Source organism: Rodentibacter trehalosifermentans, from assembly GCF_002000545.1.
In the GTDB taxonomy this organism is placed as follows: Bacteria; Pseudomonadota; Gammaproteobacteria; order Enterobacterales; family Pasteurellaceae; genus Rodentibacter; species Rodentibacter trehalosifermentans.
This window is the reverse complement of the sequence record NZ_MLHL01000049.1, coordinates 14,462-37,992: the sequence shown is the minus strand read 5'-3', so window position 1 is coordinate 37,992 and position 23,531 is coordinate 14,462. Positions and strand designations below refer to the sequence as shown.

Here is a 23,531-nt window from a genome sequence, read left to right as displayed (position 1 = left end):
ATTAACGGCATTGAAAATTTTTGGAGCCAAGCCAAGCGGATACTCCGAAAATATAATGGAATCGACCGAAAAAATTTTCCCTTATTCTTGAAGGAATGTGAATTTCGGTTTAACTTTGGAACACCAAAAGAGCAACTTAAAATGTTGCGAAAATGGTGTGGAATTTAGGGCTAATCTACGTCAGCCCCTAAATTTATTATATTTATTATGAGATAAGCCTGATTGATTTGGCGCAGCAATATTCACTATTTCCACACCTTTTTGACGAGTAACTTGTGTATTGCTATTTGAGGTTTGAATATCCGCATAGCTAAATTGTGTTAGATAGCAAGCTGATAAACCAATTGCGATTTTAGAGAGAGAAAATTTTTGCATAGATAGCGATCCAAAATGAGAAAGATAAAGACCAAGTGAGCAAATATTGCTATTCACTGCCTATTTTGCCAACAGTTTCTATGAGTATTTCTGATAATATTCACACACCATTTGGCGTGCCGGATATTTTAAGCATCAATGATTAAAATCCGATGGCTTTTTTCAAGAGAAATGTAAATTTGTGACCTATATCACAAATTTTTACATATTGTTATTTCCTTTAACTTCAAATAAGTTATAACTAATTAAAGGAATGTAGCTTATTGATTTTATTAAAATATAATATTCCAATTCACATTGACACTTCGTTCTTGAATAACTTGATTTTGTTGAAACAATCGTCCTGTTGCCCATTCTAATTGCATATACCAACGAGGATGAGATGTTTTTAGCCCCAATACATAAGCAAACGCTTTTTGACTATTGGCATCTGGTAATATTGGTTTCTGAACGCCAATATCCATCCCTAAATAAGGTTTAATCTGCCATTGCTGATATTGATATAACCAACCTAAATCATTTTGCAGAACAATACCTTTCTCCGCAGACAAGGATAAATCATTAAAACCACGCACAGCATAGCGCCCAAGTAATTCTTCCTGTTTGATAGCAGGTAAATGGTTATGACTATAGTGTCCAATTAAACGGCTTGATTGATGAAACGTCAGAGATTTAATTGGATAGAAAGCACTAAATTGTAATTCTGCCCGCCAACGATTAAATTGTCCTTCCGGCTGATCTCTCCCTTGATTTAATGTCGCATTCCACCACTTTAAACCTCTTTCATAACTAAAATCGGTCATCAATGAGCCATAAGAAAATAGTTGTAAATGATTAATACCAATCTGACCTGCTGTTAATGTAGGGCTTTGAAACAAAATTAAACTATCTGCAAAATAACTTTTACTTTTGATTCTTTCTAACTGAGCATAAAGATTAGAAATTGAATTAGAATCACGTTGAAATGTGTAGTCGGTACGCAATGCTGCTTGCCAAGTATGCCCCTTTTGTTCAACAGTATTATACTGTAATGGAAAATTAGATTTAAACGCTGAAAAAGAACCAAAGGTACTCAATGACCAATAGCCATAGGGGATAGTATGGAAAAATGAAAATGAGCGATTAAAATTATTGTGATGAGACTTCAAACTGTGGCTTACATTAAAATAAAGGCTATCGGAAAGTCCCAAAGGATTATCAATATTCAGCCCCCCCCTTCACTTGCCAGCGTCCTGAACGTTTTGAGGCAAAATTATCCATTCCAACATAACCGGTTACACGGGATTTTTCTTCATTCACAAAAGATAGCTCAATTTCACCGCTCTTTGCAGGTAGCACATCAACACTCACTTTGCTTCCAGGCATTTTATTTGCCTGATCCAACGCCTGATCCAGCTCTTTAATATTTAATGGCTTACCTAAACTATTCGGTAAAAGCATAGCAAAATTTAGTCGGTCACTGTTGCTGGAAAGTAAACTGATTTTCCCTTCTGTTACTCTCATCGTCAGTTTTCCGGAGCCATCATCTTCAAATTGAAAAGGATTATAAATATAGCCTAAAGCTAAATAGGCTGAAGTAAGTTCCTGACTGAGTCGATTTAAACGCACCTCATTTAAACACTCATTCTTTTTTGGGGAAAAAGGTAAAGGATCAATTAAATGAAATCCAACAAACCGCACTTCGTTATAGGGTAGGCAAACTTGAGATAAATCCTCATAAACATCCGCTTGTTGTTCTGCTTGATATTGATGTCGTGAGAGCCAACGTTGTTGCTGTATTTGTTGGAGCTGTTCCTGCTGATTTTTTGTTTGCTGTTGAAAACGACTAAAGTCATTTTGTATCGGTATTGATTGCTGATTTGCCCAAGTAAAAATCGGCACACAAGCAAGCAAGATGAGTAGATGCTTCATAAGTATACCCTTAAATAAACCCTGTGCCACATCATACCGCATAATTATTAGAGCACGAAGATTAAAGCACATTTTATGCTTATTTGTTTTGGACTGCGGGTTATAAAAAAGATCCATGGATCTCTTTGGGAGAAAACGACAAATAGAATTAAGCTACAAATATTTGATTTTACCCACCGCCCCAATATACATAAAAAAAGACCCTTTCAAAAGCTGAAAGGGTAAAAGTTATTTGGAGTCATACTATGAGTTGTTGAATTAACAAATCAGGTATGGGGCTCATTATACTCAAATTAAAAATAAATGCAACCATTATTTAACAAATATATTACAATTTTATTTGTGCGGGTTACGTGTATTCGCATCCACCAAATTTCGCATTAAGAGCGCATATGCCAGACCAATATCTTGCGGCACATTTAAGAAGACAAAATGCCCATCACCTAATGCCGCCTCGATCGGCTCATTTTTCCGATTAAGCATTTTCTCTATTTTAAAATTGATATTGCCTTGTGGTGTCATCATTTCCACATCATCGCCCAGTAAAAATTTATTTTTTACCGCCACTTCTGCCATGCCTTGCTCGTTGCGTTTTCCAGTAAATTCACCGACAAATTGCTGACGATCAGAAATCGAATAACCGTATTCATAATTTTGATATTCATCGTGCGTATGACGGCGTAAAAACCCTTCGGTGTAACCACGGTGAGCAAGGGATTCTAAAGTATCCATTAAACCTTCATCAAAAGGTTTACCTGCTGCCGCATCATCAATAGCTTTTCGATACACTTGTGCGGTACGGGCACAGTAATAGAAAGATTTGGTTCGGCCTTCAATTTTTAAGGAATGGACACCAAGCTCGGTCAATTTTTCTACATGTTGTACGGCACGCAAATCTTTTGAATTCATAAAATAAGTGCCGTGTTCATCCTCAAAAGCGGTCATTTGCTCATCGGGCTTTTGTGATTCCGTATAAAGGAAAACTTTGTCCGTTACCTTTCCTTCCCCCAGTGTGGGCGCAACGTTTTTGACGTCGATTTGTTGGTGAGGATCGATTTTTGGCACAATGTTTCCAACCTCATCGATTGTACCCTCTTCCATTTTATATTCCCATCGGCAGGCATTTGTGCAAGTGCCTTGGTTTGGATCCCGTTTATTAATGTAACCGGAAAGCAAACAACGACCGGAATAGGCCATACACAAAGCACCGTGTACAAAAATTTCGAGTTCAATATCCGGTACTTGCCGACGAATTTCAGCAATTTCATCTAACGAAAGCTCACGGGATAAAATAACCCGAGTAAGCCCCATTTGCTTCCAAAACTTCACCGTTGCCCAGTTTACTGCATTAGCCTGTACGGAAAGATGAATATCCATATCAGGAAAATGTTCACGGACTAACATAATCAAACCGGGATCAGACATAATTAAGGCATCCGGCCCCATATCAATTACCGGTTGTAAATCTTTAATAAAGGTTTTCAATTTCGAATTGTGCGGGGCAATATTCACTACCACATAGAACTTTTTGCCAAGGGCATGGGCTTCATCAATGCCGATTTTTAAATTCGCATGATTAAATTCGTTGTTACGCACCCGTAAGCTATAACGGGGCTGACCGGCATAGACTGCATCTGCCCCATAGGCAAAGGCATAGCGCATATTTTTTAAAGAACCGGCAGGAGAAAGTAATTCGGGCTTAAATGAGGTTGTCATAATTTACTCTTTTTCTGATTTCAAGTCAGTCACCTGCCCATGGGCAAGTGGGGTTAAAAGCCCGTATTTTAGGTCGATTTCCTTATTTGTAAAGAAAAAGCGCAGTCAGTTTTTGCAAGTTTAAAAAAAGAAACGCCCACATCTCTGTGGGCAACTTCATTATTTCTCTGACGAATTTTCCAATGAACGTTTCTCTTCTCGCAATATTTCTTGTTCGATTTCTTCCAAGGACTTCCCGTTAATGAAATAACGGTTGTCATTTTTCTCAAATTTAGCCACATAGTTTTCACCTTCTTCGACAAAAATCGGGAGAATGGTATTTTGAGGTTTAAGTTCATTTTGAATCGTCTGCCAAAACCAGCTATGCCCTTTAATGTTATTTGTTTTCTCATCGGATGTTTCAACTAATCCTTTATTAAATGAAATCGTTAATAAACCTTTTATTCTATCTGAGAAAGACCAATCCTGAGATGACAGCCCCCTTTCTTGCAGTTTGGCTAATATTCCATTTGCTTCAAATTTTACCGGATAGGATTTGGTTTTAGGTAAGGTGTCCAAATTAAAACTAATAGCGGCATTATCTAAAGCAAAATCAAGCTCTTTTAATCTATTCTCAAAATAACGTAACTGCGTTTCCTTAGCCAAATATGCGCCACAAAGTTGACTATAATAACCACTCGTACAAAATGTATTGCCTAAATAAGCTTTATGATAATTTCCTTTTAACGGAATAGAAACAGATAGATTTTCTATTTGCATATTTTCCGCAATATAATCTATTTTATTAGCCGTTAAAAAAATATTTTGCTCATATTGATCATTTTCTAATGACTCATACTTAATTTTAAATGAAATTTCATTAACTTTATTTTTGGCTACTACTAAATCACTTAATGAAAAATCAATATTTGAGTTTCCATTAAATTCTTTTGTCCACTTTTCTTTTTGGATTAAGAATTTTTTATTATCTTTAATGGGTAATTCTTTTGCCATTAAACTATCCAACCAAAAAGGAATAAATGCAAGTTCATTAGCAAGATTATAATCATTTAATTGAATATTGAGTTTTCCTTCTTTAGCTTCCCACTTTTGGGAATCTTCCTCTGGGGTTTGCTTAACATTTGCAACATTCAGTTTGAAATTAGCTGCAACTTTGGTGAGGTCTTGATTATTTAATTGCAGTATCAATTCCCCATCTTGTAAATTAAAATAAGGCTTTTGATTTTTTGGCGCATTTACGGAAATAACGGAAAGCTTACCATCAAAAATATCATTTTGGGTTAGGATAGCAATGAGCAGATCTATCCCACCTTTAATATTAGTGCCGGCTTCAAGTTTTCTAAATTCATTATAAAAATTGACCGCACTTGGTACACCTTTCTGATTCAGCGTAATATTTAAACCGCCAAATATGGTTTGGCTTTCATCTGTTGTGCGATTTTTATTAGAGATACGCAAAATATCACTACTAAATTTTGTAATTAAATCACGTTTTTCCAAATGATCTTTCTTATCAAATTTATAGGTAGCATTTTTTAAATGTAACCCTGTATTTTCCCCATTTAATAATGCAAGATCGGCAGTCTCAGCAAATAATTCAATATGAGCCAAATCATATTGACGTGGTGTAACAGGAACAAGATGAATTGTTCCCTCAAGTTTTTTTATCTTGCTCTCATTGTTATAATTAAAACCTGTTAAATTTCCCTTTAACTCAACGTTGCTATTATTTAACAAATTTAATGAAACTGATAATTCTTGGGATTTATTTGCAAAATCCCGAAATTCTGCCCAAATATGGGATTGTAAATAATCACCTACCGGAGAAAATTTACTATTAATGGTATTTTTATCAATCGTAATATTTAAATCTTTATTTAATTTTCGAACAAACTGATCGGAAAATTTGGATTCAGCCGTAATAAAGAAAGGTAAAGTCGTTAATTTAGTGGAAATAATCTCAGCATTTTGTTCATCATTATCTTTTACACTGAATATTAAATTACGGCTAAAAAAGTTTTTATTACTTTCAGTAATCTGTAATGTTGCTTGGTTATCCAAAGAATAAGGAAATTTTTGTAATAGTTGATCCACTTTATGATTGGTATAAATTTGTGCACCTGTGCCAGCGATAACGAGTATCGTAGCGAGGGTGAAGGTGATTTTTTTTCTTTTACTCATATTTCCCCCCAAGTCAATATTGAAAACAAGCAAGAAAACGACCGCACTTTTAATTAAAGTGCGGTCGGATTTTTGGGATTTTTAACCTAAGATTTTATCCAATTCTTGGCTGACGGCTTCCACCTTTTGTGTACCATCCAAACGGAAATATTGCGTATTGCCCGCTTTCGCCTCAGCTTGATAATAATCCACCAACGGTTGGGTTTGTTTGTGATAGACCGCTAAACGATCCAATACCGTTTCCGGTTTATCATCGGCACGGATAATGAGATCTTCACCGGTAATATCGTCTTTCCCTTCTACTTTTGGTGGGTTATAAACAATATGGTAAGAACGCCCGGAAGCTTGGTGAACACGGCGACCGCTCATACGCTCAACAATCACCTCATCAGGCACATCAAACTCTAATACATAGTCAATTTTCACACCTGATTCTTTCAAGGCATCCGCTTGTGGAATGGTGCGAGGAAAACCGTCTAACAGGAAACCGTTTGCACAATCCGGCTGAGCAATGCGATCTTTGACTAATGCTACCGTTAACTCATCAGGGACTAATTTTCCTTCATCCATTAATGCTTTTGCTTGTTTGCCCAGCTCCGTACCGGCTTTAATGGCCGCACGGAACATATCACCGGTCGAAATTTGAGGAATACCAAATTTTTTCATAATAAACTGTGCTTGTGTTCCCTTCCCTGCGCCCGGTGCACCCAAAAGAATAATTTTCATAAAAAATCTCCAATTAAATTAATCAATGTAAATAAACCTGGGTAAGATACTGATAAAGGGAAGTGCGGTCAAATTTTTTATCTTTTTGAGCGCACTTTTCCACTATGCAGATTTTTTCTCGTTCCAAGGGGCGACCCAATATAGGCAAATCATCCCTGGAAGGGCTAAAAATAAGCATAGCCAAAAATAATCATAATAGCCTACTGCCCCCACTACATAGCCAGAAAGCATACCTAACCCTTTGCTGGGTAAAGCGGAGAGGCTGGTAAACAGTGCCAGTTGGGTGGCAGTATAAAGCGGGTTGGTTTCACGCGCCATAAAGGCCACAAAGGCTGCGGTGCCAAGCCCTACACCAATATATTCAGCAGCAATAACAAAACCTAATCGCCATAATTCGGTAGAACTGATGCTGTCAAAATGACCAAATTTTGCCAACCAAATAAAACCGCCAATGGTGACCATTTGCACAAAACCAAATAACCATAATGCTCGGTTAATGCCGAGTTTTAGCATAATCACGCCTCCCGCAAGCCCGGATAAAATGCTTGCCCAAAGAGAAGTGCTTTTCACCACCAATGCAATGTCTTCTTTGCCAAATCCTATGTCGTAAATGAATTTGGTTTGAAGCGTGGTGGCAAAGGAATCGCCAAATTTATATAAAAACAAAAACAGTAAAAAACCGAGCCCTTGTGCCACACCTTTACGTTGGAAAAATTCTTGCAAAGGAATCCAAAAGGTTTGATAAAAAGGCTGATTGTGTTGCGGCGTATCAATCTTGGGTTCTTTGGCGAGAAATAACGTCATAAAAATCCCTGCCAGCATACAAAGTGCCGTCCATAAAAACACCGTTTCCCAAGGGTAAATTGTAGCCAGATAAAGAGAAAGCCCACCGGGAATTAAACCGGCAATACGATAGGCATTAATATGGATGGTGTTGCCTAAGCCTAGTTCATGGTCACTTAAAATTTCACGGCGGTAAGCATCAAGCACAATATCTTGTGTGGCAGAAAAAAAGGCAATCAGCAATGCAATATTCGCTACCACCGTCAATTGTGAGAGAGGATCAAAAAGGCTAATAATATAAAGTAAAATCAATAAGATCACTTGAGAAATTAAAAGCCAACTTCGGCGGCGGCCTAAAAAACTGGGAAAATAGCGATCTAACAACGGCGCCCATAAAAATTTTAAGCCGTAAGGCAACATAACGCCTGTCACCGCCCCGATTAATTCCACAGAAAGCTGCTTATCGGTTAGCCATACCGGTAACATTTGCAATAGCACAAAGAGCGGTAAACCGGAGCTAAAACCGGTGAACACGCAAATCAGCATCTGACGTGTAAAAATTTGGGAAAAAAGCGAGTTTGGCATAAAAAGTGCGGTCAATTTTAGTTATGTTTTCGTGGCACAGCGTTGGCTGCCGTGCCACCATAAAGAATTTTTAGAAAAATTAATCCTTATATCCTTGCGGATTATTTTTTTGCCAATTCCACGTATCTTTCATCATTTGCTCCAGATTACGTTCAGCACGCCAACCTAGTTCTTTTGCCGCTAAACTTGGATCGGAATAACAAGTGGCGATATCACCCGGACGGCGATCCACCAGCTTATAAGAAATCTCAATATTATTGGCTTTTTCAAAGGCTTTCACCATATCTAACACCGAATAACCTTGCCCTGTGCCAAGATTATAAATGTGTAACCCGGCATCCTCTTCGTGACGCTGAAGGGCTTTCAAATGCCCGATAGCTAAATCCACCACGTGAATGTAATCACGCACGCCGGTGCCATCATGCGTGTCATAATCACTACCAAAAACCGAAAGCTGTGCTAGTTTACCAATCGCCACTTGGCTAATATAAGGCAATAAATTATTCGGAATACCGTTTGGATCTTCACCAATCAAACCGCTTGAATGCGCCCCCACCGGATTAAAATAGCGTAAAATCGTCATACTAAATTGCGGTTCGGCTTTTGCCACATCCCTTAGAATTTGCTCCACCATATATTTTGATGTGCCATAAGGATTGGTTGTGCCGCCCACTTCGCAATCTTCGGTAATTGGAATGATTTTCGGATCACCATAAACGGTTGCAGAAGAGCTAAAAACAAAGTTCCATACCTTTGCTTTTTTCATTTCTTGCAACAGCACCAGCGTACCGGCAACGTTATTCATATAATATTCCGCCGGTTTTTGCACACTTTCACCCACCGCTTTTAAACCGGCAAAGTGAATAACGGAATGAATGGCATTTTCAGCAAAAACTTTTTGCAGTAATGCACGATCTAAAATATCGCCTTCGTAAAATTTAACGCTTTTACCGGTGATTTGTTTAACTCGCTCAAGGGACTTCGGTGAGGAATTGCAAAGGTTGTCCAATACCACCACCTCTTTGCCTGCATTTAATAATTCAACAACTGTGTGCGAACCAATATATCCCGCACCACCGGTGACTAAAATTGCCATCTTCGGCTCCTTTTTATAGACTTCTCATTGGCGTTGATTATAGCACTATTTTGCTTGAAAAAATGCAGCAATTTTAACCGCACTTTTCCTGTGATCTTTGTCACAGAATCATTTTTTAGTACTGGCATAATTTTTCATTGGCGTATATAAAATAACAACGACTTTTTAACATACCGATTACAACGCATGATGAATCAATTAATTTCTCAACTGACAAAAATTGTTGGCACACGATACATTATCACCGATCCTTCAAAAACGGCCTCTTATCGCAGCGGATACCGCTTTGGCTCGGGAAATGCCGTGGCTGTGGTGAAACCTGCCACTTTACTTGAGTTTTGGCAGGTGCTCAAAATCTGTGTAGAACAGGATGTGATTATTATTAACCAAGCTGCCAACACAGGCTTAACCGGTGGCTCAACCCCGAACGGCAATAATTACGATCGTGAAATTGTGATTATCAATGCTATGAGGATCGATGGTATTCAATTGATTAACAATGCCGCCCAAGTCGTTTGCCTACCGGGTTCAACCTTAAATGATTTAGAAAATAAGCTAAAACCTCATGGACGTGAACCCCATTCGGTGATTGGTTCTTCTTGTATTGGAGCCTCTGTCATTGGGGGAATTTGTAATAACTCCGGTGGTGCACTCGTTCAACGAGGCCCTGCTTATACTGAAATGTCACTTTATGCGCAATTAAACGAACAAGGTGAATTAGAACTTAAAAATCACCTTGGTATTGATTTAGGCTCCACCCCGGAAGAAATTTTAACGAATTTACAAGCTCATCATTATCAGCAAAAGGATATTGTGCAAGATTGTGGCAAAGGCCATGACCACCGTTATTGCCACCATGTTCGTCAAGTAGATGAAAGCACCCCGGCCCGTTTTAATGCCGACCCTAGCCGTCATTATGAAGCCTCAGGTTGTGCGGGTAAATTAGCCGTTTTTGCCGTGCGTTTAGATACCTTCCCCCTAGAAAGCGAAACGGCGGTTTTCTACCTAGGAACGAACCAAACCCATGTGCTTAACGATATTCGCCGACAAATGTTAGCGCATTTTGAACAATTACCGATTTCAGGTGAATATATTCATCGGGATGCCTTTGATATTGCCGCCCGCTATGGAAAAGATACTTTTTGGGTGATTAAAAAATTTGGCACGCATTGGTTACCTAAGTTATTTTCCCTAAAAGCCAATGTAGATCGCTTAAGTAAGAAGCTCCCTTTTTTACCACCGCATTTAAGCGATAAATTCTTACAATTCGTATCCAAAATATTACCGGCGCACTTACCGAAGAGTTTATGGCAATATCGGGATCGCTATGAACATCATTTAATTATAAAAATGGGGGGAAAAGGGGTGGAGGAAGCCCGCCATTTCTTAAAAAATTATTTTAGCGAGCCTCAAAAAGGCGGATATTTTGAATGTAATGCGGTGGAAACTCAGGCGGCTATGCTCCATCGTTTTGCCGTTGCTTCAGCCGCTGTCCGTTATCGTGCTATCCATGAAAAAGAGGTGGAAGACATTGTTGCTCTTGATATTGCATTGCGCCGCAATGATAAAGACTGGTTTGAAAAATTACCTCAAGAAATGGACGAACAAATCAGCCATAAACTCTATTATGGGCACTTTATGTGTCATGTATTCCATCAGGATTATATCGTTAAGAAAGGTTATGATTGCGTAAAATTAGAACATGATATGTTGAAATTACTGGATCAACGAGGTGCTCAATACCCGGCAGAACACAATGTCGGCCATTTATATGAAGCAAAACCTCCATTACATCAATTCTATAAAAAATTAGATCCAACCAATAGTTTTAATCCCGGTATCGGGCAAACCTCAAAGAAAAAATATTGGGCTGAATAGCATCAGTATTAAAGGGGCTGAGTTGGTGTTGAGCTTAGTCCTTTATAACCGTCTAAAATTTAGAATTGGGTTATATTTTTATTCAAATTTATCGGTGTATATCGGTAATACGCTTGGCTCTGTATAAAAGAGTCGAAAATAGTTTGCTAACAGTGACAATCAAAGGAGCGGCATATGGCAAAAAATCTGAATGTTTTTGATCAAGAGTACGGTTTATTCATTAATGGTGAATGGAAAATGGGGGGCGAACTACTTTCCTCTCATAATCCTGCAAACGGGGAAGAGCTTGCGAAATTTGTTGATGCAACGGATGCTGATGTTGATGCAGCTGTTACTGCAGCACAGCAAGCATTCAAAACTTGGCGACATACAACCGTGACAGAACGGGCTGCGATATTAAATAAAATTGCCGATGTGATTGATGAAAATGCAGAATTATTTGCCTTACAAGAAACTTTGGATAACGGCAAACCGATTCGTGAAACGAGAGCGGCAGATATTCCGTTAGCCGCAGATCATTTCCGTTATTTTGCCGGAGTGATTCGTTCAGAAGAAGGTTCGGCAAATCAACTGGATGGCGAAGATTTATCTGTGGTACTGCGTGAACCTATCGGTGTTGTGGGACAAATTATTCCGTGGAATTTCCCATTTCTAATGGCGGCTTGGAAAATCGCCCCTGCATTGGCAGCCGGTTGTACGATCGTCATTCATCCTTCCAGTGCAACTTCATTAAGTCTATTATCTCTTGTGCAAAAAATTAATCATTTGTTACCGAAAGGTGTATTAAATGTCATTACCGGACGAGGCAGTAAATCCGGAGAATATATGCTGCATCACAAAGGATTTAACAAATTAGCCTTTACCGGTTCAACGGCCATTGGACGGAATGTTGCCGTGGCTGCTGCCGAAATGCTCATTCCCGCAACCCTTGAGTTAGGTGGTAAATCAGCCAATATTTTCTTTGATGATATGCCGTTTGATAAAGCATTAGAAGGTGCACAAAAAGGGATTTTATTCAATCAAGGTCAGGTCTGTTGTGCCGGTTCTAGAATTTTTGTTCAAGAGGGCATTTATGATAAATTCGTCGCTGCATTAGCCGAAGAGTTTAAGAAAGTCAAAGTTGGCTTGCCTTGGGAAGATGATACCCAAATGGGGGCACAAGTGAATGCCGGTCAATTAGAAACGATCTTGAAATACGTCAAAATTGGGGAACAAGAGGGATGTCGCATTATTACCGGTGGAAAACGCTTGCAGGAAACCGGCTTGGATAAGGGAGAATTTTTAGCCCCAACATTAATTGAAGCGCCGAATAATCAAGCTCAAATTGCACAAGAAGAGATTTTTGGACCTGTTGCCACCGTCATTAAATTTAAAACTGAAGAGGAAGTTATTAAAATGGCAAATGACAGTGAATACGGTTTAGGTGGTGGTATCTGGAGCCAAAATATCAACCGTTGCTTACGTGTTTCCCGTGCCCTTGAAACAGGACGGGTTTGGGTGAACTGCTATAACCGCTTACCGGCAGGCGCACCGTTTGGGGGATATAAACAATCCGGTATCGGCCGTGAAACCCATAAAATGATGCTTGATGCTTATACTCAAGTAAAAAATATTTATATCAGTACACGTGAAGAGCGTGAAGGTATGTATTAATCGCATAAAAAAGGGTAACCTATAAATGATCTGTACCCCAAAAGTTGGACTACAGCTCAACTCACCAAATGAGTATAACTTTTGGGGCAGATCATTTTGACCGCACTTTTTACTTATCAAAATACCATTTTGCCAACAAAATGCCGTTGTTTACCGCAATATTTAATCCATTTTTGAGTGGATTGCTTAAGGATAAACAAACGCTAACATCTTGTTTTTCGTATAAATCCTCCGTGTCGGTTTCACTGAGTAAAAATACCACTTTTTTATTAAATTGCACTTGGGTCAAAGGAATACCTTTTTTACCCTGAGCAACATGAATAATTTGGTATCCGGCCTGACGAAGTTGCTGCAACGCCGATTCGGTATCCCAACATTCCAACAAACGAATATGTTCCGCTCCTCCTTCCGCAATGCGCATCGCAGTAGGAGAATATAGATTTTCAGACTGATTCGTGACAAAATTTTTCACACCATAAAAGGCACAAGTACGCAATACCCCCCCGATATTTTGAGCATTATTCACCTTATCCAACAATACTAAAATGTCTTCTTTATGCGAAACAGACAAATAGCCTTGCAATGTGAACGGGCGTGTTTTTTTCACCAACATACAAATGCCACCGTGATGCTCTGTGCCGCTCACTAAGGATAATTCTTCATTACCCACCACATGGTACACCTTTTTATTTGCCGCCAAATAGCGCAATATTTCCCCGATTTTATGAGACATCTGTACCGTTGCCCAAATGCGGACAATGCTTTCCGGACGCTGTGCAAACAATTCAAGACAGGCATTTTCACCGCAAACTTTCATTTCTTCCGCCCGGTTTTTCTTAATCTTTTCCGGAGCCCGCGGTGAAAGTGCACCGGTTTTCTTTTCTTTTGGCTTATACGCAATACCGCTACTTTTTACCACGACACTCACTTGATTTTGCTCATTATTTCTTGCAAAAGAAGGGGCTTTGCTTAAAGAAAGTTCTTCAACACGCAGTTCACGTACTTCGGTTTGAAAATGAGCCTCACTTTTTTGGCTATCACGTTTTCTATTAAAGGGCGGTCGATTTTGACGGTATTTTTCATCATTTTGATGATTTTCCGCTCGGCGGAAAGGTTCACGTTTAGGGCTGCGTTCTTGGAAAAATTTACCGGAATTTGTTTGGAAAGTGGGTTTGCGGGAATGATTCATATTGCATTACTCAAGAGAAGTTGGATAATAATTCGTCAAAAAAGGCGAAAATTTGTGAGCATTATAGCGAAAAAAAACCTTTTTTCTATTAATCCTCAAAGGAAATATTGTAAACTAGCCCATCCCTAGAGATTGCAGAGACAGATTATGTTAATCAATAAAGTAAAACGCACTGAGCAAAGGCTACAAAATTTGCCTTTTTTACCTTTAGAGAAAACACAGGTTGAGTTTTTGTTTAGTCCGGTTGAATTTAAAGCACAAATTATTGAATTAATTAGAAATGCGAAAAGACGTATTTATGTCACCGCACTTTACTGGCAAAAAGATGAAGCAGGGCAAGAGATTCTTGATGAAATTTATCGTATAAAACAAGAACACCCTGAATTAGATGTCAAAATTCTTGTGGATTGGCATCGTGGACAACGCAACTTATTAGGCGCAGAAAAATCCGCAACCAATGCCGATTGGTATGTAGAACAACGTCAAATCTATCAACTTTCGGAAGACCCGAATATGTTTTTCGGTGTGCCGATTAATACCCGTGAAATATTCGGTGTGCTGCATATTAAAGGTTTTGTTTTTGACGATACGGTGCTTTACAGTGGAGCGAGTATCAACAACGTGTATTTACAACAAGAAGGGAAATATCGCTACGATCGCTACCAAAAAATCACCAATGCCCGATTGGCGGATTCAATGGTGAATTTTATTAACGATTATTTATTGGACTTCACTGCGGTTCATCCCCTTGATGTAGCAAACCGCCCTCGCACGAAAGAGATCCGATCTGCTATTCGTGCTTATCGTAAAAATTTAGCCAATCACGCTGAATACAACGTAGAAAGTGCGGTTAGTTTTTCCGAAGTTTTAAGCATTTCACCTTTATTTGGTTTAGGCGCATCAAACAATGAATTAAACCAAATCATCGAGGAGCTTTTTTCTCTGGTGCAAGAAAATTTAGTCATTTGCACGCCGTATTTTAATTTCCCCCGTACCTTGCAAAACAAAATAGCCACGCTCTTGGAAACAGGAAAAAAAATAGAAATTATTGTAGGTGATAAAGTAGCAAACGATTTTTATATTCCACCGGAACAACCGTTTAAAATGGCGGGCGCTTTGCCTTATTTATACGAAAGCAATCTGCGCCATTTTTGTGAAAAGTTTCAACAAGAAATTGAACAAGGGCGATTAACGGTTCGCTTATGGAAAGATGGTGATAACACTTACCATTTAAAAGGAGTATGGGTGGATAATCGCTACATTTTATTGACCGGTAATAATTTAAACCCTCGGGCTTGGCGTTTGGATGCGGAAAATGGGTTATTAATTCACGATCCGAAGCAGAAATTGCGGGAGCAGGTTGAAAAGGAACTTGAGCATATTCGCCAACACACTCATGTATTAAAATATTATGCTGAGTTAGAGGCGCTTTCCCAATATCCTGAACCCGTTCAAAAATTACTGAAAAAATTTGCCCGAATTAAAGCGGATAAATTGGTCAAAATGATCCTTTAACAGGAAAGGGGGAAATGAGGAAGATTTCCCCTTGAACTTCCCGCCCAACCACAATAGACTAGCCCATTTTTAGCCAGTATGACGATTATGCGAGTTTCCGATTTCCATTTTGATTTACCTAATGAGCTTATCGCCCGTTATCCTAAAGAAGATCGTACTTCCTGTCGATTGTTAACATTAAACGGTGAAAACGGTGAAATGGCTCACCGCACTTTTACAGATGTATTAGACCTCGTTGAAACCGGTGATCTATTGATTTTCAATAACACCCGTGTGATTCCGGCACGCATGTTTGGTCGTAAAGCCAGTGGCGGAAAAATTGAAGTGTTGCTTGAGCGTATGTTGGATGAGCATCGCTTCCTTGCCCATATTCGTTCTTCAAAATCGCCAAAAGAAGGCGCTGAATTATTTTTAGGGGAAGATAAACTGGGCGAAAATAATGGTATTCAAGCCGTTATGATAGCGCGTCACGGCGCACTTTTTGAAGTGGCATTAAAGGATAAATCCACAACCCTTTTAACGGTGTTGCAACAAATCGGGCATATGCCATTACCGCCTTATATTGACCGCCCAGATGAACAAGCGGATCAAGAATGTTATCAAACGGTTTATAGCAAAGTGCCGGGCGCGGTAGCAGCTCCCACTGCGGGTCTGCATTTTGATGATGCACTCTTGGCAAAACTTCAAGCCAAAGGGGTGAATTTTGAATTTGTGACACTCCATGTGGGGGCGGGGACATTTCAGCCCGTTCGTGTAGAAAATATTGAAGAGCATATTATGCACGCCGAATATGTGGAGCTTTCGCAAGAAGTGTGCAATGCCATCATTGCGGCCAAAAAAGCAGGAAAGCGTGTGATTGCGGTGGGAACGACTTCCGTGCGTTCTATTGAAACGGCAGCGTTGTCTGCAGAGGAAAACGGAAATTCGGATTTGATTGAGCCGTATTTTTCCGACACCTCAATTTTTATTTATCCGGGGAAAACATTTCGTGTGGTAGATGCCCTCATTACTAATTTTCACCTGCCGGAAAGCACGCTCATTATGCTGGTTTCCGCCTTTGCAGGTTTTAGCCACACAATGAATGCTTACAAAAGTGCGGTGGAAAATCGCTATCGTTTTTTCAGCTATGGGGATGCGATGTTTATTACAAAAAATCCAAAGGTGAAGGGATTGGAATAAGTCGTTTGACTTAAAGAAAATCAACGCCTACAATAAAAAACAAGGGACGAGGTAATCGTCCCTTGTGGCATCAACTACTAATAGCCAGTGCTACCTTTCAATAACAGGCAAAGTAGAGTAATGATGACCAATTTAATTGTGAAGTTAGTCATATTTTTATCCTTGATATGATTAACAATCAGGATCTACGATATAGCCCGACAGCGGCAACTGGCGGACTATCTTAGTAGATCCGCCTCTGCTCAAAGAGCATTGAAAAAAGTATAACATAGAGCCTGTAAATTTAAACAGGCTTTTTTATTGACAAAATCTTCGAACTGTTTATTCGTTGAGGAAATAAAAATGAAATATGAATTAGACAAAACCAGCGGTAATGCACGCCGTGGTCGGTTGGTATTTGAGCGTCCACAAGGCACATTCAGCGTGGAAACCCCTGCATTTATGCCGGTGGGCACTTATGGTACGGTAAAAGGAATGACGCCGGAAGAAGTGCGGGCAACGGGCGCAGAAATTTTGCTCGGTAATACCTTCCATTTGTGGTTGCGCCCGGGGCAAGAAGTGATGCGTAAACACGGTGATTTGCACGATTTTATGCAGTGGCATCGTCCCATTTTGACAGACAGTGGCGGTTTCCAAGTATTTAGCCTTGGCAAGTTACGCAAAATCACCGAAGAAGGTGTCAAATTTCAAAACCCGATTAATGGCGAACGTATTTTCCTTTCTCCGGAAAAATCCATGGAAATTCAATATGATCTTGGATCCGATATTGTGATGATTTTCGATGAATGTACCCCTTACCCAGCAACTTTTGACTATGCGAAAAAATCCATGGAAATGTCCCTTCGCTGGGCAAAACGGAGCCGTGATCGCTTTGACGAACTTGGCAATAAAAATGCCCTTTTCGGGATCATCCAAGGCGGTGTCTTTGAAGAATTGCGTAAAATCTCTTTAGAAGGTTTGGTGAATATTGGCTTTGACGGCTATGCCGTAGGTGGTTTAGCAGTGGGCGAACCGAAAGAAGATATGCACCGTATTTTGGAATATATTTGCCCACAAATTCCGGCGGATAAACCACGCTATTTAATGGGGGTGGGGAAACCGGAGGATTTAGTTGAGGGTGTCCGCCGTGGTATTGATATGTTTGATTGTGTTATGCCAACCCGCAATGCCCGTAACGGCCACTTATTTGTTACAGACGGTATTGTGAAAATTCGTAATGCGAAATATCGTGATGACACCAGCCCGCTAGACCCTCATTGTGATTGCTACACTTGTAAACATTACACCAAAGCCTATTTATATCATTTAGATAAATGTGGTGAGATTTTAGGGGCCCGTTTAAATACCATTCATAATTTGCGTTATTATCAACGTTTAATGGCAGAAATTCGTCAAGCCATCGAAAAAGATCGTTTTGATGATTTTGTGGTGGAATTTTATGCCAGAATAGGAAAACCGGTTCCTCCGTTACAACTTTCCACCGCCCAATCAGCACTATCTGAGTAAAATACCAAAAGTGCGGTTAATTTTGATCTGCGCCTAAATGTTGATAAATTTCAACTAATTAAGGTGCAGATTTTTTATGGCTAAATAGTTAGCCGTATTAGGGCATGAACAAAACTATTCTCCCGAATTTGAATTCCCACTCATCCGGGTGGAAACGTTTGAATTGCTTAATAATGCTATTCATAAATACATTCGTTATTACAATAATGAGCCTATTCAGGTAAAGCTAAAAGGACTGAGCCCTGTAGAACACAGAACCCGGTCCTTAAATTTAATAAGCCTTTTGGGCCAATTATTTTTGACCGCACTTTTGCATATTACATCTTATCTTTTTTCATTTCATCCTTCATCATCTTGTCGGATTTCATTTCCTCCATCATATCACCCTGTTTCATTTTCATGTTATCTTTCATCATGCTATCAGATCCCATTTTCATCTCGTCTTTCATCATACTGTCGGATTTCATTGGCATAGATTTTTCACAACCCATTTTGTCTTTTACACAGTCTGTTTGCATTGACGAAGCATAAACACTTGTTGCACCGAATAAAATCGCTATACTGACCAAGGTGCTTTTTAATGTGATATTTTTCATTTTTAGTTTCCTTCTGTAAGTGGTACATTGTTTTTTTGAACGTGCTTTTTCGTTCACTGATATTAGACGAAGGAATGTTTCATTTCTTACAAAATTTTTTAAAGGAATAACCATGCCTAATCAAATTTCCGAACAGGAATTAAACGCCATACGGCAAAAAATGCTGAAATTTGCCGAATTACAATTACACAATCACGAACTGGCGGAAGATCTTGTACAAGAATCTTTTTTAAGTGCATTTAAGAATATCGGGCATTTTAAACGTGAGGCGGCATTTAAAACCTGGATGTTTGCCATTCTCAAAAATAAAATTATTGATTATTTACGCCAAAAAGGGCGAGTTATATTGGAAAGTGAAATTGAAGAGGATGATTCGCCAAACAGTTTTTTTGATGACTCGGGCCACTGGAATTTGGCTTGTACGCCGAGTAATTTGAGAGAATATGAGGAAAAGATTTATGCTGAAGAATTTTGGCTGATTTTTGAAGCCTGCTTAACCTGCTTACCTGCGCAACAAGCCCGAATTTTTATGATGCGTGAGTTTTTAGAGTTATCATCGGATGAAATTTGCCATGAAACGCAAGTAAGTACCTCTAATTTACATACCACACTTTATCGTGCCCGTTTACAACTACAACATTGTCTTTCTCAAAAATTATAAGGACCTGCCATGCATTGCCGTCAAGCAACAAAAATCATTTCCGATGCTCATGAACGTTCACTAAACCTACAAGAGAAAGTGGGGTTACGCTTTCATTTAATGACCTGCTCCCATTGTCGTAATTTTAGACAGAACTGTGCTGAAATGAGCCGATTAATGAAAGCATTTGCCCAAAATACAAAGGCGAAAAAAGGCGAAAATTAAGGCTTTCATTTGAATTTTATTGCGCCGATTTTGTAGGTAGAATTTGATAATTTTTCTTTCGAAAACGCCCTGATTTTCTACCGCTCTTTTGGAGAACGCCCTATTTTTTGCTATACTCGCACGCCTATTATGATTGAATAAAAAAGGAAAATCCTATGGAACAAATGCCTGCTTGCCCAAAATGTCAAAGTGAATATGTCTATCACGATTCGGTGAATTTCGTTTGCCCGGATTGCAGCTATGAATGGAACGGCACAGAACCCGCCGATACCGATGAAGATCAATTAATTGTAAAAGACAGTAACGGTAACTTACTTGCAGACGGTGATGATGTGCTTTTAATTAAAGATCTCAAATTAAAAGGCTCATCCGAGGTGTTGAAAAAAGGCACAAAATTCAAAAATATCCGTTTAGCCAAAGGCGATCATAATGTAGATTGCGGCAAAATTATGCTTAAATCCGAATTTTTGAAAAAAGCATAACAGTGAAAAAATTGTAACAGTAAAAAGTGCGGTCAAAAAACAATGATTTTTACAACCGCACTTTTTATTGCTAACTAAAATTCCCCACACACGGATACTCGTGTTCAAAAACACCTCTATCTATAGGAAAAGAAGACTCCCTTTTCCAAAATGGTTAGGAAGATATTTACCATCTAATCTTCTTTCCCTAAAATCTGATTGACTTCACTTTTATATAGTACAGCTTTCGCCCCAAAAATCGCTTGGATTCCGCCACCGACTTCCAATACATCAATGGCGCCAAGAGATTTTAAGCGGGCTTTATCGACTAATTTCACATCCTTAACGGATACCCGTAAGCGGGTAATGCAAGCATCTACATTTTCGATATTTTCCGCTCCGCCAAGACCTAAGATGATGTGATGAGCATTTTCAGTGAGAGAGATATTTTGCCGTTCTACGCTTTCCTCTACCTCTTCCGCTCTTCCCGGTGTCATGACATCAAAGCGGGTAATTAAAAAACGGAACGAAAAATAATAGAGTAACGCCCAAGGAATTCCTACTAGAACTACGCGAATCCAATGAGTATTCCCATTGCCTTGTAAAATACCGAAGAGCAAGAAATCAATAAATCCGCCGGAGAACGTATTTCCAATAGAAATATTCAATAAATCGGCAATATAGAAAGAAACCCCGTCTAAAAATGCATGGAAGACATAAAGCCAAGGCGCAACGAATAAGAACATAAATTCGATAGGTTCGGTAATGCCGGTGATAAACGAGGTTAACGCCGCACCTAAAAATAATCCGCCAATTTTTGCCCGTCGGGCTTTTGGCACACAATGATACATGGCTAAACAGGCGGCCGGTAAACCAAACATCATCGTGTCAAAACGCCCTGCAAAAAACCGCGTGCCTTCAGTAAATAAACCTTGATGGTTAGAATCGGCTAATTGAGCAAAGAAAATTTTTTGTGCACCAACAATGGTTTCACCGTCTACGATTTCTGTCCCTCCCAATTCGGTGTACCAAAATAGCGGGTAGATCATATGGTGTAATCCCACTGCGCCACTGAGCCGCATAAGAAAGCCATAGAAAAATGTGCCGATCTCGCCCATTGAGGCAATGCCTTTACCTGCGGATACCAGCCATCCCTGAAAGGTCGGCCAGATTAAAAAGAAAATTGTGCCGATAAAAATTGCCGTAAATGCCGTGACGATTGGCACAAATCGAGAGCCCCCAAAAAAGCCCAAAATTTGTGGTAATTGGATATTATGATAACGATTATGCAGTTTTACCGTCACCAATCCCATCACCAATGATCCGATCACGCCGGTATCAATGCTTTTTACTTCAGGAGAAAAAAGCGGAATTAACGCAGAAATCGTCCCCGTCATAATCAAATAACCGACAACCGCTGCAAGAGCCGCAACACCTTTATCCCGTTTTGCTAACCCAATGCCTAAACCGATACAAAGAAATAATGCCAAATTCGCAAACACGACCGAGCCTGCAGAAGACATAATTTGAAAAATCCCCTGCAATAACGAATTATCCAGTATGGGATAGGCTTGTAATGTCGCTTTATTAGATAACGCACCACCAATCCCGAGTAGCAGACCGGCGGCAGGTAAAATCGCAATCGGCAGCATAAAGGCTTTTCCGATTTGTTGGAGTTGTTTAAACATAGTTACCTCTCTGAGTTAAAGTTTGTCATTTCCGGTATAAAACGGATACGTTCTTTCATCGACACTCTATGGTTAAATAATCCAGCAATCAACGGAAGAAATTTGATTTTGTGATAGCCTTAACATTTTTTATAGAAATTTTATTTCCTAATTTTCCCCTAATTTTTTCTCTTTAGAATGCACGCCATCGGAAAGCAAACGGGGTGCGAACCCTAATATCAAACTTCGTACAAGGAGAAAAAAATGAAAAAAATCAACAAAACTATCTTAGCCGCCTTATTGACCGGTGCGATGACATTGAGTGTGATGAATACAGCCCTAGCGATGTCTCCTGAGACGCAAGAAGCCTTGGCAAAAACACAAATTACGGCAAGCCAAGCATTAAGTGCCGCACAAAATAAAATAGGGGCGGATGCCAAAGTAAAAGAAGTGGAATTTCACCACACAAAATATGGCAAAGATTATTTTGAGGTGGATTTGATTGCCAATAATCAGCACCACAAAGTAGATGTAGATGCCGCCAACGGTGAAATTCTAGGCATGACCAGTAAAACACCAAAAAAGGTGAAAGTGCGTGCCGAGCAAAACGCACCAAAAATTACCTTTGAACAAGCGATGAATATCGCTGTAGAAAAAACAGGCGGTAAAGTGGCGGAAGCCGATTTAAAATTCCGAGACAGGCAAGGATTTTATAAAATTGAAACCCTTGCCAATGGGCAACGTTTCGATATTGTCGTCAATGGTGAAAACGGTCAGATTATGGATATGCCAAAGCACAAAGGTAATCATAAAGAAAGACACGGTAAAGGCAAATATCATTATGAAGAAGGGCATAGAGGCGGTTTCCATGCCGAACACCCAACTCAAAAAAATTAATTGAAAATTGACCGCACTTTTTCGTGAAGTGCGGTTTTCCTTTGCTAAATTTTCGGTATGATGAGCCTTATTTTAGTGAAAAGATTATGCGAATTTTATTAGTCGAAGACGATCAGATGATCGCAAAGGTTGTTTCAGAGGGTTTGAAAAACGCACGTTATGCCGTGGATTGGGTCAATAATGGCAATACGGCAGAACAAGCCCTCGCCGCCCAATCTTATGATTTGGTATTGTTGGATCTTGGGTTACCCGGACAAGACGGATTGCAGGTGCTACGCCATTTGCGTCAAAACAAAAATCATATGCCCGTTCTTATCGTCACCGCCCGTGATGATTTGGACAGCCGCCTTGCCGGCTTAGACGGTGGGGCGGACGATTATATTATTAAACCTTTCGATCTTGCAGAACTCTTGGCTCGCATCCGTGCGGTATTACGCCGACAAAACGGACAAAGTACGCCACTACTGAGTAATGGAATATTAACCTTAAATCCGACCAATTATCAGGTTTCCATTGCAAATCAATCCGAACCGATTCTTTTAAGCAATAAAGAATTTGCTATTTTACAAGCCTTAATGAACCGATCGGGGATTATTCATTCCCGTGCCGAATTAGAAGATAAAATTTACGCTTGGGGCGATGAAGTGGAAAGCAACGCCATTGATTTTCTCATTCACAGCCTGCGGAAAAAAATCGGTAAAGAGCATATTAAAAATGTGCGTGGCGTAGGCTGGCTGGTAGCAAAATAAGGG

At 39.5% G+C, this 23,531-nt stretch carries 21 protein-coding genes and 2 pseudogenes; 12 read left to right on the top strand and 11 right to left on the bottom strand.

The window, feature by feature from the left end:
* Window positions 1-168, top strand: a pseudogene (locus BKK52_RS08935) (IS1595 family transposase); the annotation flags it as partial.
* Between the two features lie 12 nt (window positions 169-180).
* Here BKK52_RS08935 and BKK52_RS08930 read toward each other — a convergent pair.
* From BKK52_RS08930 to galE, 8 genes are all read right to left on the bottom strand, one after another.
* A complete protein-coding gene (locus BKK52_RS08930) occupies window positions 181-375 on the bottom strand; it encodes a hypothetical protein (protein WP_077474723.1) in 195 nt (64 codons plus the stop codon).
* 272 nt (window positions 376-647) lie between these two features.
* Window positions 648-1,565, bottom strand: coding sequence for a ShlB/FhaC/HecB family hemolysin secretion/activation protein (locus BKK52_RS13880; protein ID WP_244160233.1), 918 nt, complete (start codon window positions 1,563-1,565; stop codon window positions 648-650).
* Window positions 1,566-1,572: 7 nt separating this feature from the next.
* A complete protein-coding gene (locus BKK52_RS13875; protein ID WP_244160232.1) occupies window positions 1,573-2,286 on the bottom strand; it encodes a POTRA domain-containing protein in 714 nt (237 codons plus the stop codon).
* 336 nt (window positions 2,287-2,622) lie between these two features.
* Window positions 2,623-4,002: a prephenate-dependent tRNA uridine(34) hydroxylase TrhP gene (gene trhP, locus BKK52_RS08920; protein ID WP_077478537.1), complete on the bottom strand. Its 1,380-nt coding sequence runs from the start codon at window positions 4,000-4,002 to the stop codon at window positions 2,623-2,625.
* A gap of 159 nt (window positions 4,003-4,161) precedes the next feature.
* Window positions 4,162-6,183 carry a hypothetical protein gene (locus BKK52_RS08915; protein ID WP_077478536.1) on the bottom strand — a complete coding sequence of 674 codons (2,022 nt, stop codon included), beginning with the start codon at window positions 6,181-6,183 and terminating at the stop codon, window positions 4,162-4,164.
* 81 nt (window positions 6,184-6,264) lie between these two features.
* Window positions 6,265-6,909 carry an adenylate kinase gene (gene adk, locus BKK52_RS08910; protein WP_077421098.1) on the bottom strand — a complete coding sequence of 215 codons (645 nt, stop codon included), beginning with the start codon at window positions 6,907-6,909 and terminating at the stop codon, window positions 6,265-6,267.
* A gap of 102 nt (window positions 6,910-7,011) precedes the next feature.
* Window positions 7,012-8,277, bottom strand: coding sequence for an MFS transporter (locus BKK52_RS08905; protein WP_143531404.1), 1,266 nt, complete (start codon window positions 8,275-8,277; stop codon window positions 7,012-7,014).
* Between the two features lie 79 nt (window positions 8,278-8,356).
* Window positions 8,357-9,373: a UDP-glucose 4-epimerase GalE gene (galE, locus tag BKK52_RS08900; protein WP_077478535.1), complete on the bottom strand. Its 1,017-nt coding sequence runs from the start codon at window positions 9,371-9,373 to the stop codon at window positions 8,357-8,359.
* Between the two features lie 189 nt (window positions 9,374-9,562).
* Here galE and dld point away from each other — a divergent pair, with 189 nt between their 5' ends.
* Window positions 9,563-11,251 (top strand): D-lactate dehydrogenase, encoded by a 1,689-nt coding sequence (dld, locus tag BKK52_RS08895; RefSeq protein ID WP_208606151.1) that lies wholly within the window; start codon window positions 9,563-9,565, stop codon window positions 11,249-11,251.
* A gap of 174 nt (window positions 11,252-11,425) precedes the next feature.
* Window positions 11,426-12,904 (top strand): aldehyde dehydrogenase family protein, encoded by a 1,479-nt coding sequence (locus tag BKK52_RS08890; RefSeq protein ID WP_077478533.1) that lies wholly within the window; start codon window positions 11,426-11,428, stop codon window positions 12,902-12,904.
* 109 nt (window positions 12,905-13,013) lie between these two features.
* Here BKK52_RS08890 and BKK52_RS08885 read toward each other — a convergent pair whose 3' ends face one another.
* Entirely contained in the window at window positions 13,014-14,093 is a 1,080-nt protein-coding gene (locus BKK52_RS08885; RefSeq protein WP_077478532.1) for a TrmH family RNA methyltransferase, read from the bottom strand.
* Window positions 14,094-14,240: 147 nt separating this feature from the next.
* Between BKK52_RS08885 and pssA the strand changes: the two genes are divergently transcribed.
* From pssA to BKK52_RS08865, 4 genes and pseudogenes are all read left to right on the top strand, one after another.
* Entirely contained in the window at window positions 14,241-15,608 is a 1,368-nt protein-coding gene (gene pssA, locus BKK52_RS08880) for a CDP-diacylglycerol--serine O-phosphatidyltransferase (protein WP_077478531.1), read from the top strand.
* An 87-nt stretch (window positions 15,609-15,695) separates the two neighbouring features.
* Entirely contained in the window at window positions 15,696-16,787 is a 1,092-nt protein-coding gene (gene queA, locus BKK52_RS08875; RefSeq protein ID WP_077421102.1) for a tRNA preQ1(34) S-adenosylmethionine ribosyltransferase-isomerase QueA, read from the top strand.
* Window positions 16,788-17,129: 342 nt separating this feature from the next.
* A complete protein-coding gene (gene tgt, locus BKK52_RS08870) occupies window positions 17,130-18,293 on the top strand; it encodes a tRNA guanosine(34) transglycosylase Tgt (RefSeq protein WP_077421091.1) in 1,164 nt (387 codons plus the stop codon).
* 145 nt (window positions 18,294-18,438) lie between these two features.
* Window positions 18,439-18,564, top strand: a pseudogene (locus tag BKK52_RS08865) (IS3 family transposase); the annotation flags it as partial.
* A gap of 46 nt (window positions 18,565-18,610) precedes the next feature.
* On the opposite strand, the gene BKK52_RS08860 reads toward BKK52_RS08865, so the two are convergent.
* Window positions 18,611-18,889, bottom strand: a complete 279-nt coding sequence (locus BKK52_RS08860; RefSeq protein WP_077421090.1) for a hypothetical protein — start codon at window positions 18,887-18,889, stop codon at window positions 18,611-18,613.
* 112 nt (window positions 18,890-19,001) lie between these two features.
* Between BKK52_RS08860 and BKK52_RS08855 the strand changes: the two genes are divergently transcribed.
* The 3 genes from BKK52_RS08855 (at window position 19,002) to BKK52_RS08845 (ending at window position 20,236) form a co-directional block, all read left to right on the top strand.
* Entirely contained in the window at window positions 19,002-19,550 is a 549-nt protein-coding gene (locus BKK52_RS08855; RefSeq protein ID WP_077421089.1) for a sigma-70 family RNA polymerase sigma factor, read from the top strand.
* A gap of 9 nt (window positions 19,551-19,559) precedes the next feature.
* A complete protein-coding gene (locus tag BKK52_RS08850) occupies window positions 19,560-19,754 on the top strand; it encodes a zf-HC2 domain-containing protein (protein ID WP_077421088.1) in 195 nt (64 codons plus the stop codon).
* Window positions 19,755-19,909: 155 nt separating this feature from the next.
* The gene (locus BKK52_RS08845; RefSeq protein WP_077421087.1) at window positions 19,910-20,236 is read left to right on the top strand and encodes a zinc ribbon domain-containing protein YjdM; all 327 of its coding nucleotides are present in this window, start codon (window positions 19,910-19,912) and stop codon (window positions 20,234-20,236) included.
* Window positions 20,237-20,409: 173 nt separating this feature from the next.
* Here the strand turns inward: BKK52_RS08845 and BKK52_RS08840 are convergent, their stop codons facing one another.
* Window positions 20,410-21,903: a PTS transporter subunit EIIC gene (locus BKK52_RS08840; protein ID WP_077478530.1), complete on the bottom strand. Its 1,494-nt coding sequence runs from the start codon at window positions 21,901-21,903 to the stop codon at window positions 20,410-20,412.
* Between the two features lie 243 nt (window positions 21,904-22,146).
* Between BKK52_RS08840 and BKK52_RS08835 the strand changes: the two genes are divergently transcribed.
* Window positions 22,147-22,779, top strand: coding sequence for a PepSY domain-containing protein (locus tag BKK52_RS08835; RefSeq protein WP_077474711.1), 633 nt, complete (start codon window positions 22,147-22,149; stop codon window positions 22,777-22,779).
* 86 nt (window positions 22,780-22,865) lie between these two features.
* Window positions 22,866-23,528: a response regulator gene (locus BKK52_RS08830; RefSeq protein ID WP_077474710.1), complete on the top strand. Its 663-nt coding sequence runs from the start codon at window positions 22,866-22,868 to the stop codon at window positions 23,526-23,528.
* Window positions 23,529-23,531 lie beyond the last annotated feature (3 nt).

What these genes read in the sequence shown, in the direction of transcription:
- queA (WP_077421102.1), top strand. Translation starts at nt 15,696, where the DNA reads ATGCGAGTTTCCGATTTCCATTTTGATTTACCTAATGAGCTTATCGCC.
- BKK52_RS08830 (WP_077474710.1), top strand. Translation starts at nt 22,866, where the DNA reads ATGCGAATTTTATTAGTCGAAGACGATCAGATGATCGCAAAGGTTGTT.
- trhP (WP_077478537.1), bottom strand. Translation starts at nt 4,002, where the DNA reads ATGACAACCTCATTTAAGCCCGAATTACTTTCTCCTGCCGGTTCTTTA.
- dld (WP_208606151.1), top strand. Translation starts at nt 9,563, where the DNA reads ATGAATCAATTAATTTCTCAACTGACAAAAATTGTTGGCACACGATAC.
- BKK52_RS08835 (WP_077474711.1), top strand. Translation starts at nt 22,147, where the DNA reads ATGAAAAAAATCAACAAAACTATCTTAGCCGCCTTATTGACCGGTGCG.
- adk (WP_077421098.1), bottom strand. Translation starts at nt 6,909, where the DNA reads ATGAAAATTATTCTTTTGGGTGCACCGGGCGCAGGGAAGGGAACACAA.
- tgt (WP_077421091.1), top strand. Translation starts at nt 17,130, where the DNA reads ATGAAATATGAATTAGACAAAACCAGCGGTAATGCACGCCGTGGTCGG.
- BKK52_RS08930 (WP_077474723.1), bottom strand. Translation starts at nt 375, where the DNA reads ATGCAAAAATTTTCTCTCTCTAAAATCGCAATTGGTTTATCAGCTTGC.
- BKK52_RS08890 (WP_077478533.1), top strand. Translation starts at nt 11,426, where the DNA reads ATGGCAAAAAATCTGAATGTTTTTGATCAAGAGTACGGTTTATTCATT.
- pssA (WP_077478531.1), top strand. Translation starts at nt 14,241, where the DNA reads ATGTTAATCAATAAAGTAAAACGCACTGAGCAAAGGCTACAAAATTTG.
- BKK52_RS08915 (WP_077478536.1), bottom strand. Translation starts at nt 6,183, where the DNA reads ATGAGTAAAAGAAAAAAAATCACCTTCACCCTCGCTACGATACTCGTT.
- BKK52_RS08905 (WP_143531404.1), bottom strand. Translation starts at nt 8,277, where the DNA reads ATGCCAAACTCGCTTTTTTCCCAAATTTTTACACGTCAGATGCTGATT.
- BKK52_RS08845 (WP_077421087.1), top strand. Translation starts at nt 19,910, where the DNA reads ATGGAACAAATGCCTGCTTGCCCAAAATGTCAAAGTGAATATGTCTAT.
- BKK52_RS08855 (WP_077421089.1), top strand. Translation starts at nt 19,002, where the DNA reads ATGCCTAATCAAATTTCCGAACAGGAATTAAACGCCATACGGCAAAAA.
- BKK52_RS08885 (WP_077478532.1), bottom strand. Translation starts at nt 14,093, where the DNA reads ATGAATCATTCCCGCAAACCCACTTTCCAAACAAATTCCGGTAAATTT.
- BKK52_RS13875 (WP_244160232.1), bottom strand. Translation starts at nt 2,286, where the DNA reads ATGAAGCATCTACTCATCTTGCTTGCTTGTGTGCCGATTTTTACTTGG.
- BKK52_RS08850 (WP_077421088.1), top strand. Translation starts at nt 19,560, where the DNA reads ATGCATTGCCGTCAAGCAACAAAAATCATTTCCGATGCTCATGAACGT.
- BKK52_RS08840 (WP_077478530.1), bottom strand. Translation starts at nt 21,903, where the DNA reads ATGTTTAAACAACTCCAACAAATCGGAAAAGCCTTTATGCTGCCGATT.
- galE (WP_077478535.1), bottom strand. Translation starts at nt 9,373, where the DNA reads ATGGCAATTTTAGTCACCGGTGGTGCGGGATATATTGGTTCGCACACA.
- BKK52_RS08860 (WP_077421090.1), bottom strand. Translation starts at nt 18,889, where the DNA reads ATGAAAAATATCACATTAAAAAGCACCTTGGTCAGTATAGCGATTTTA.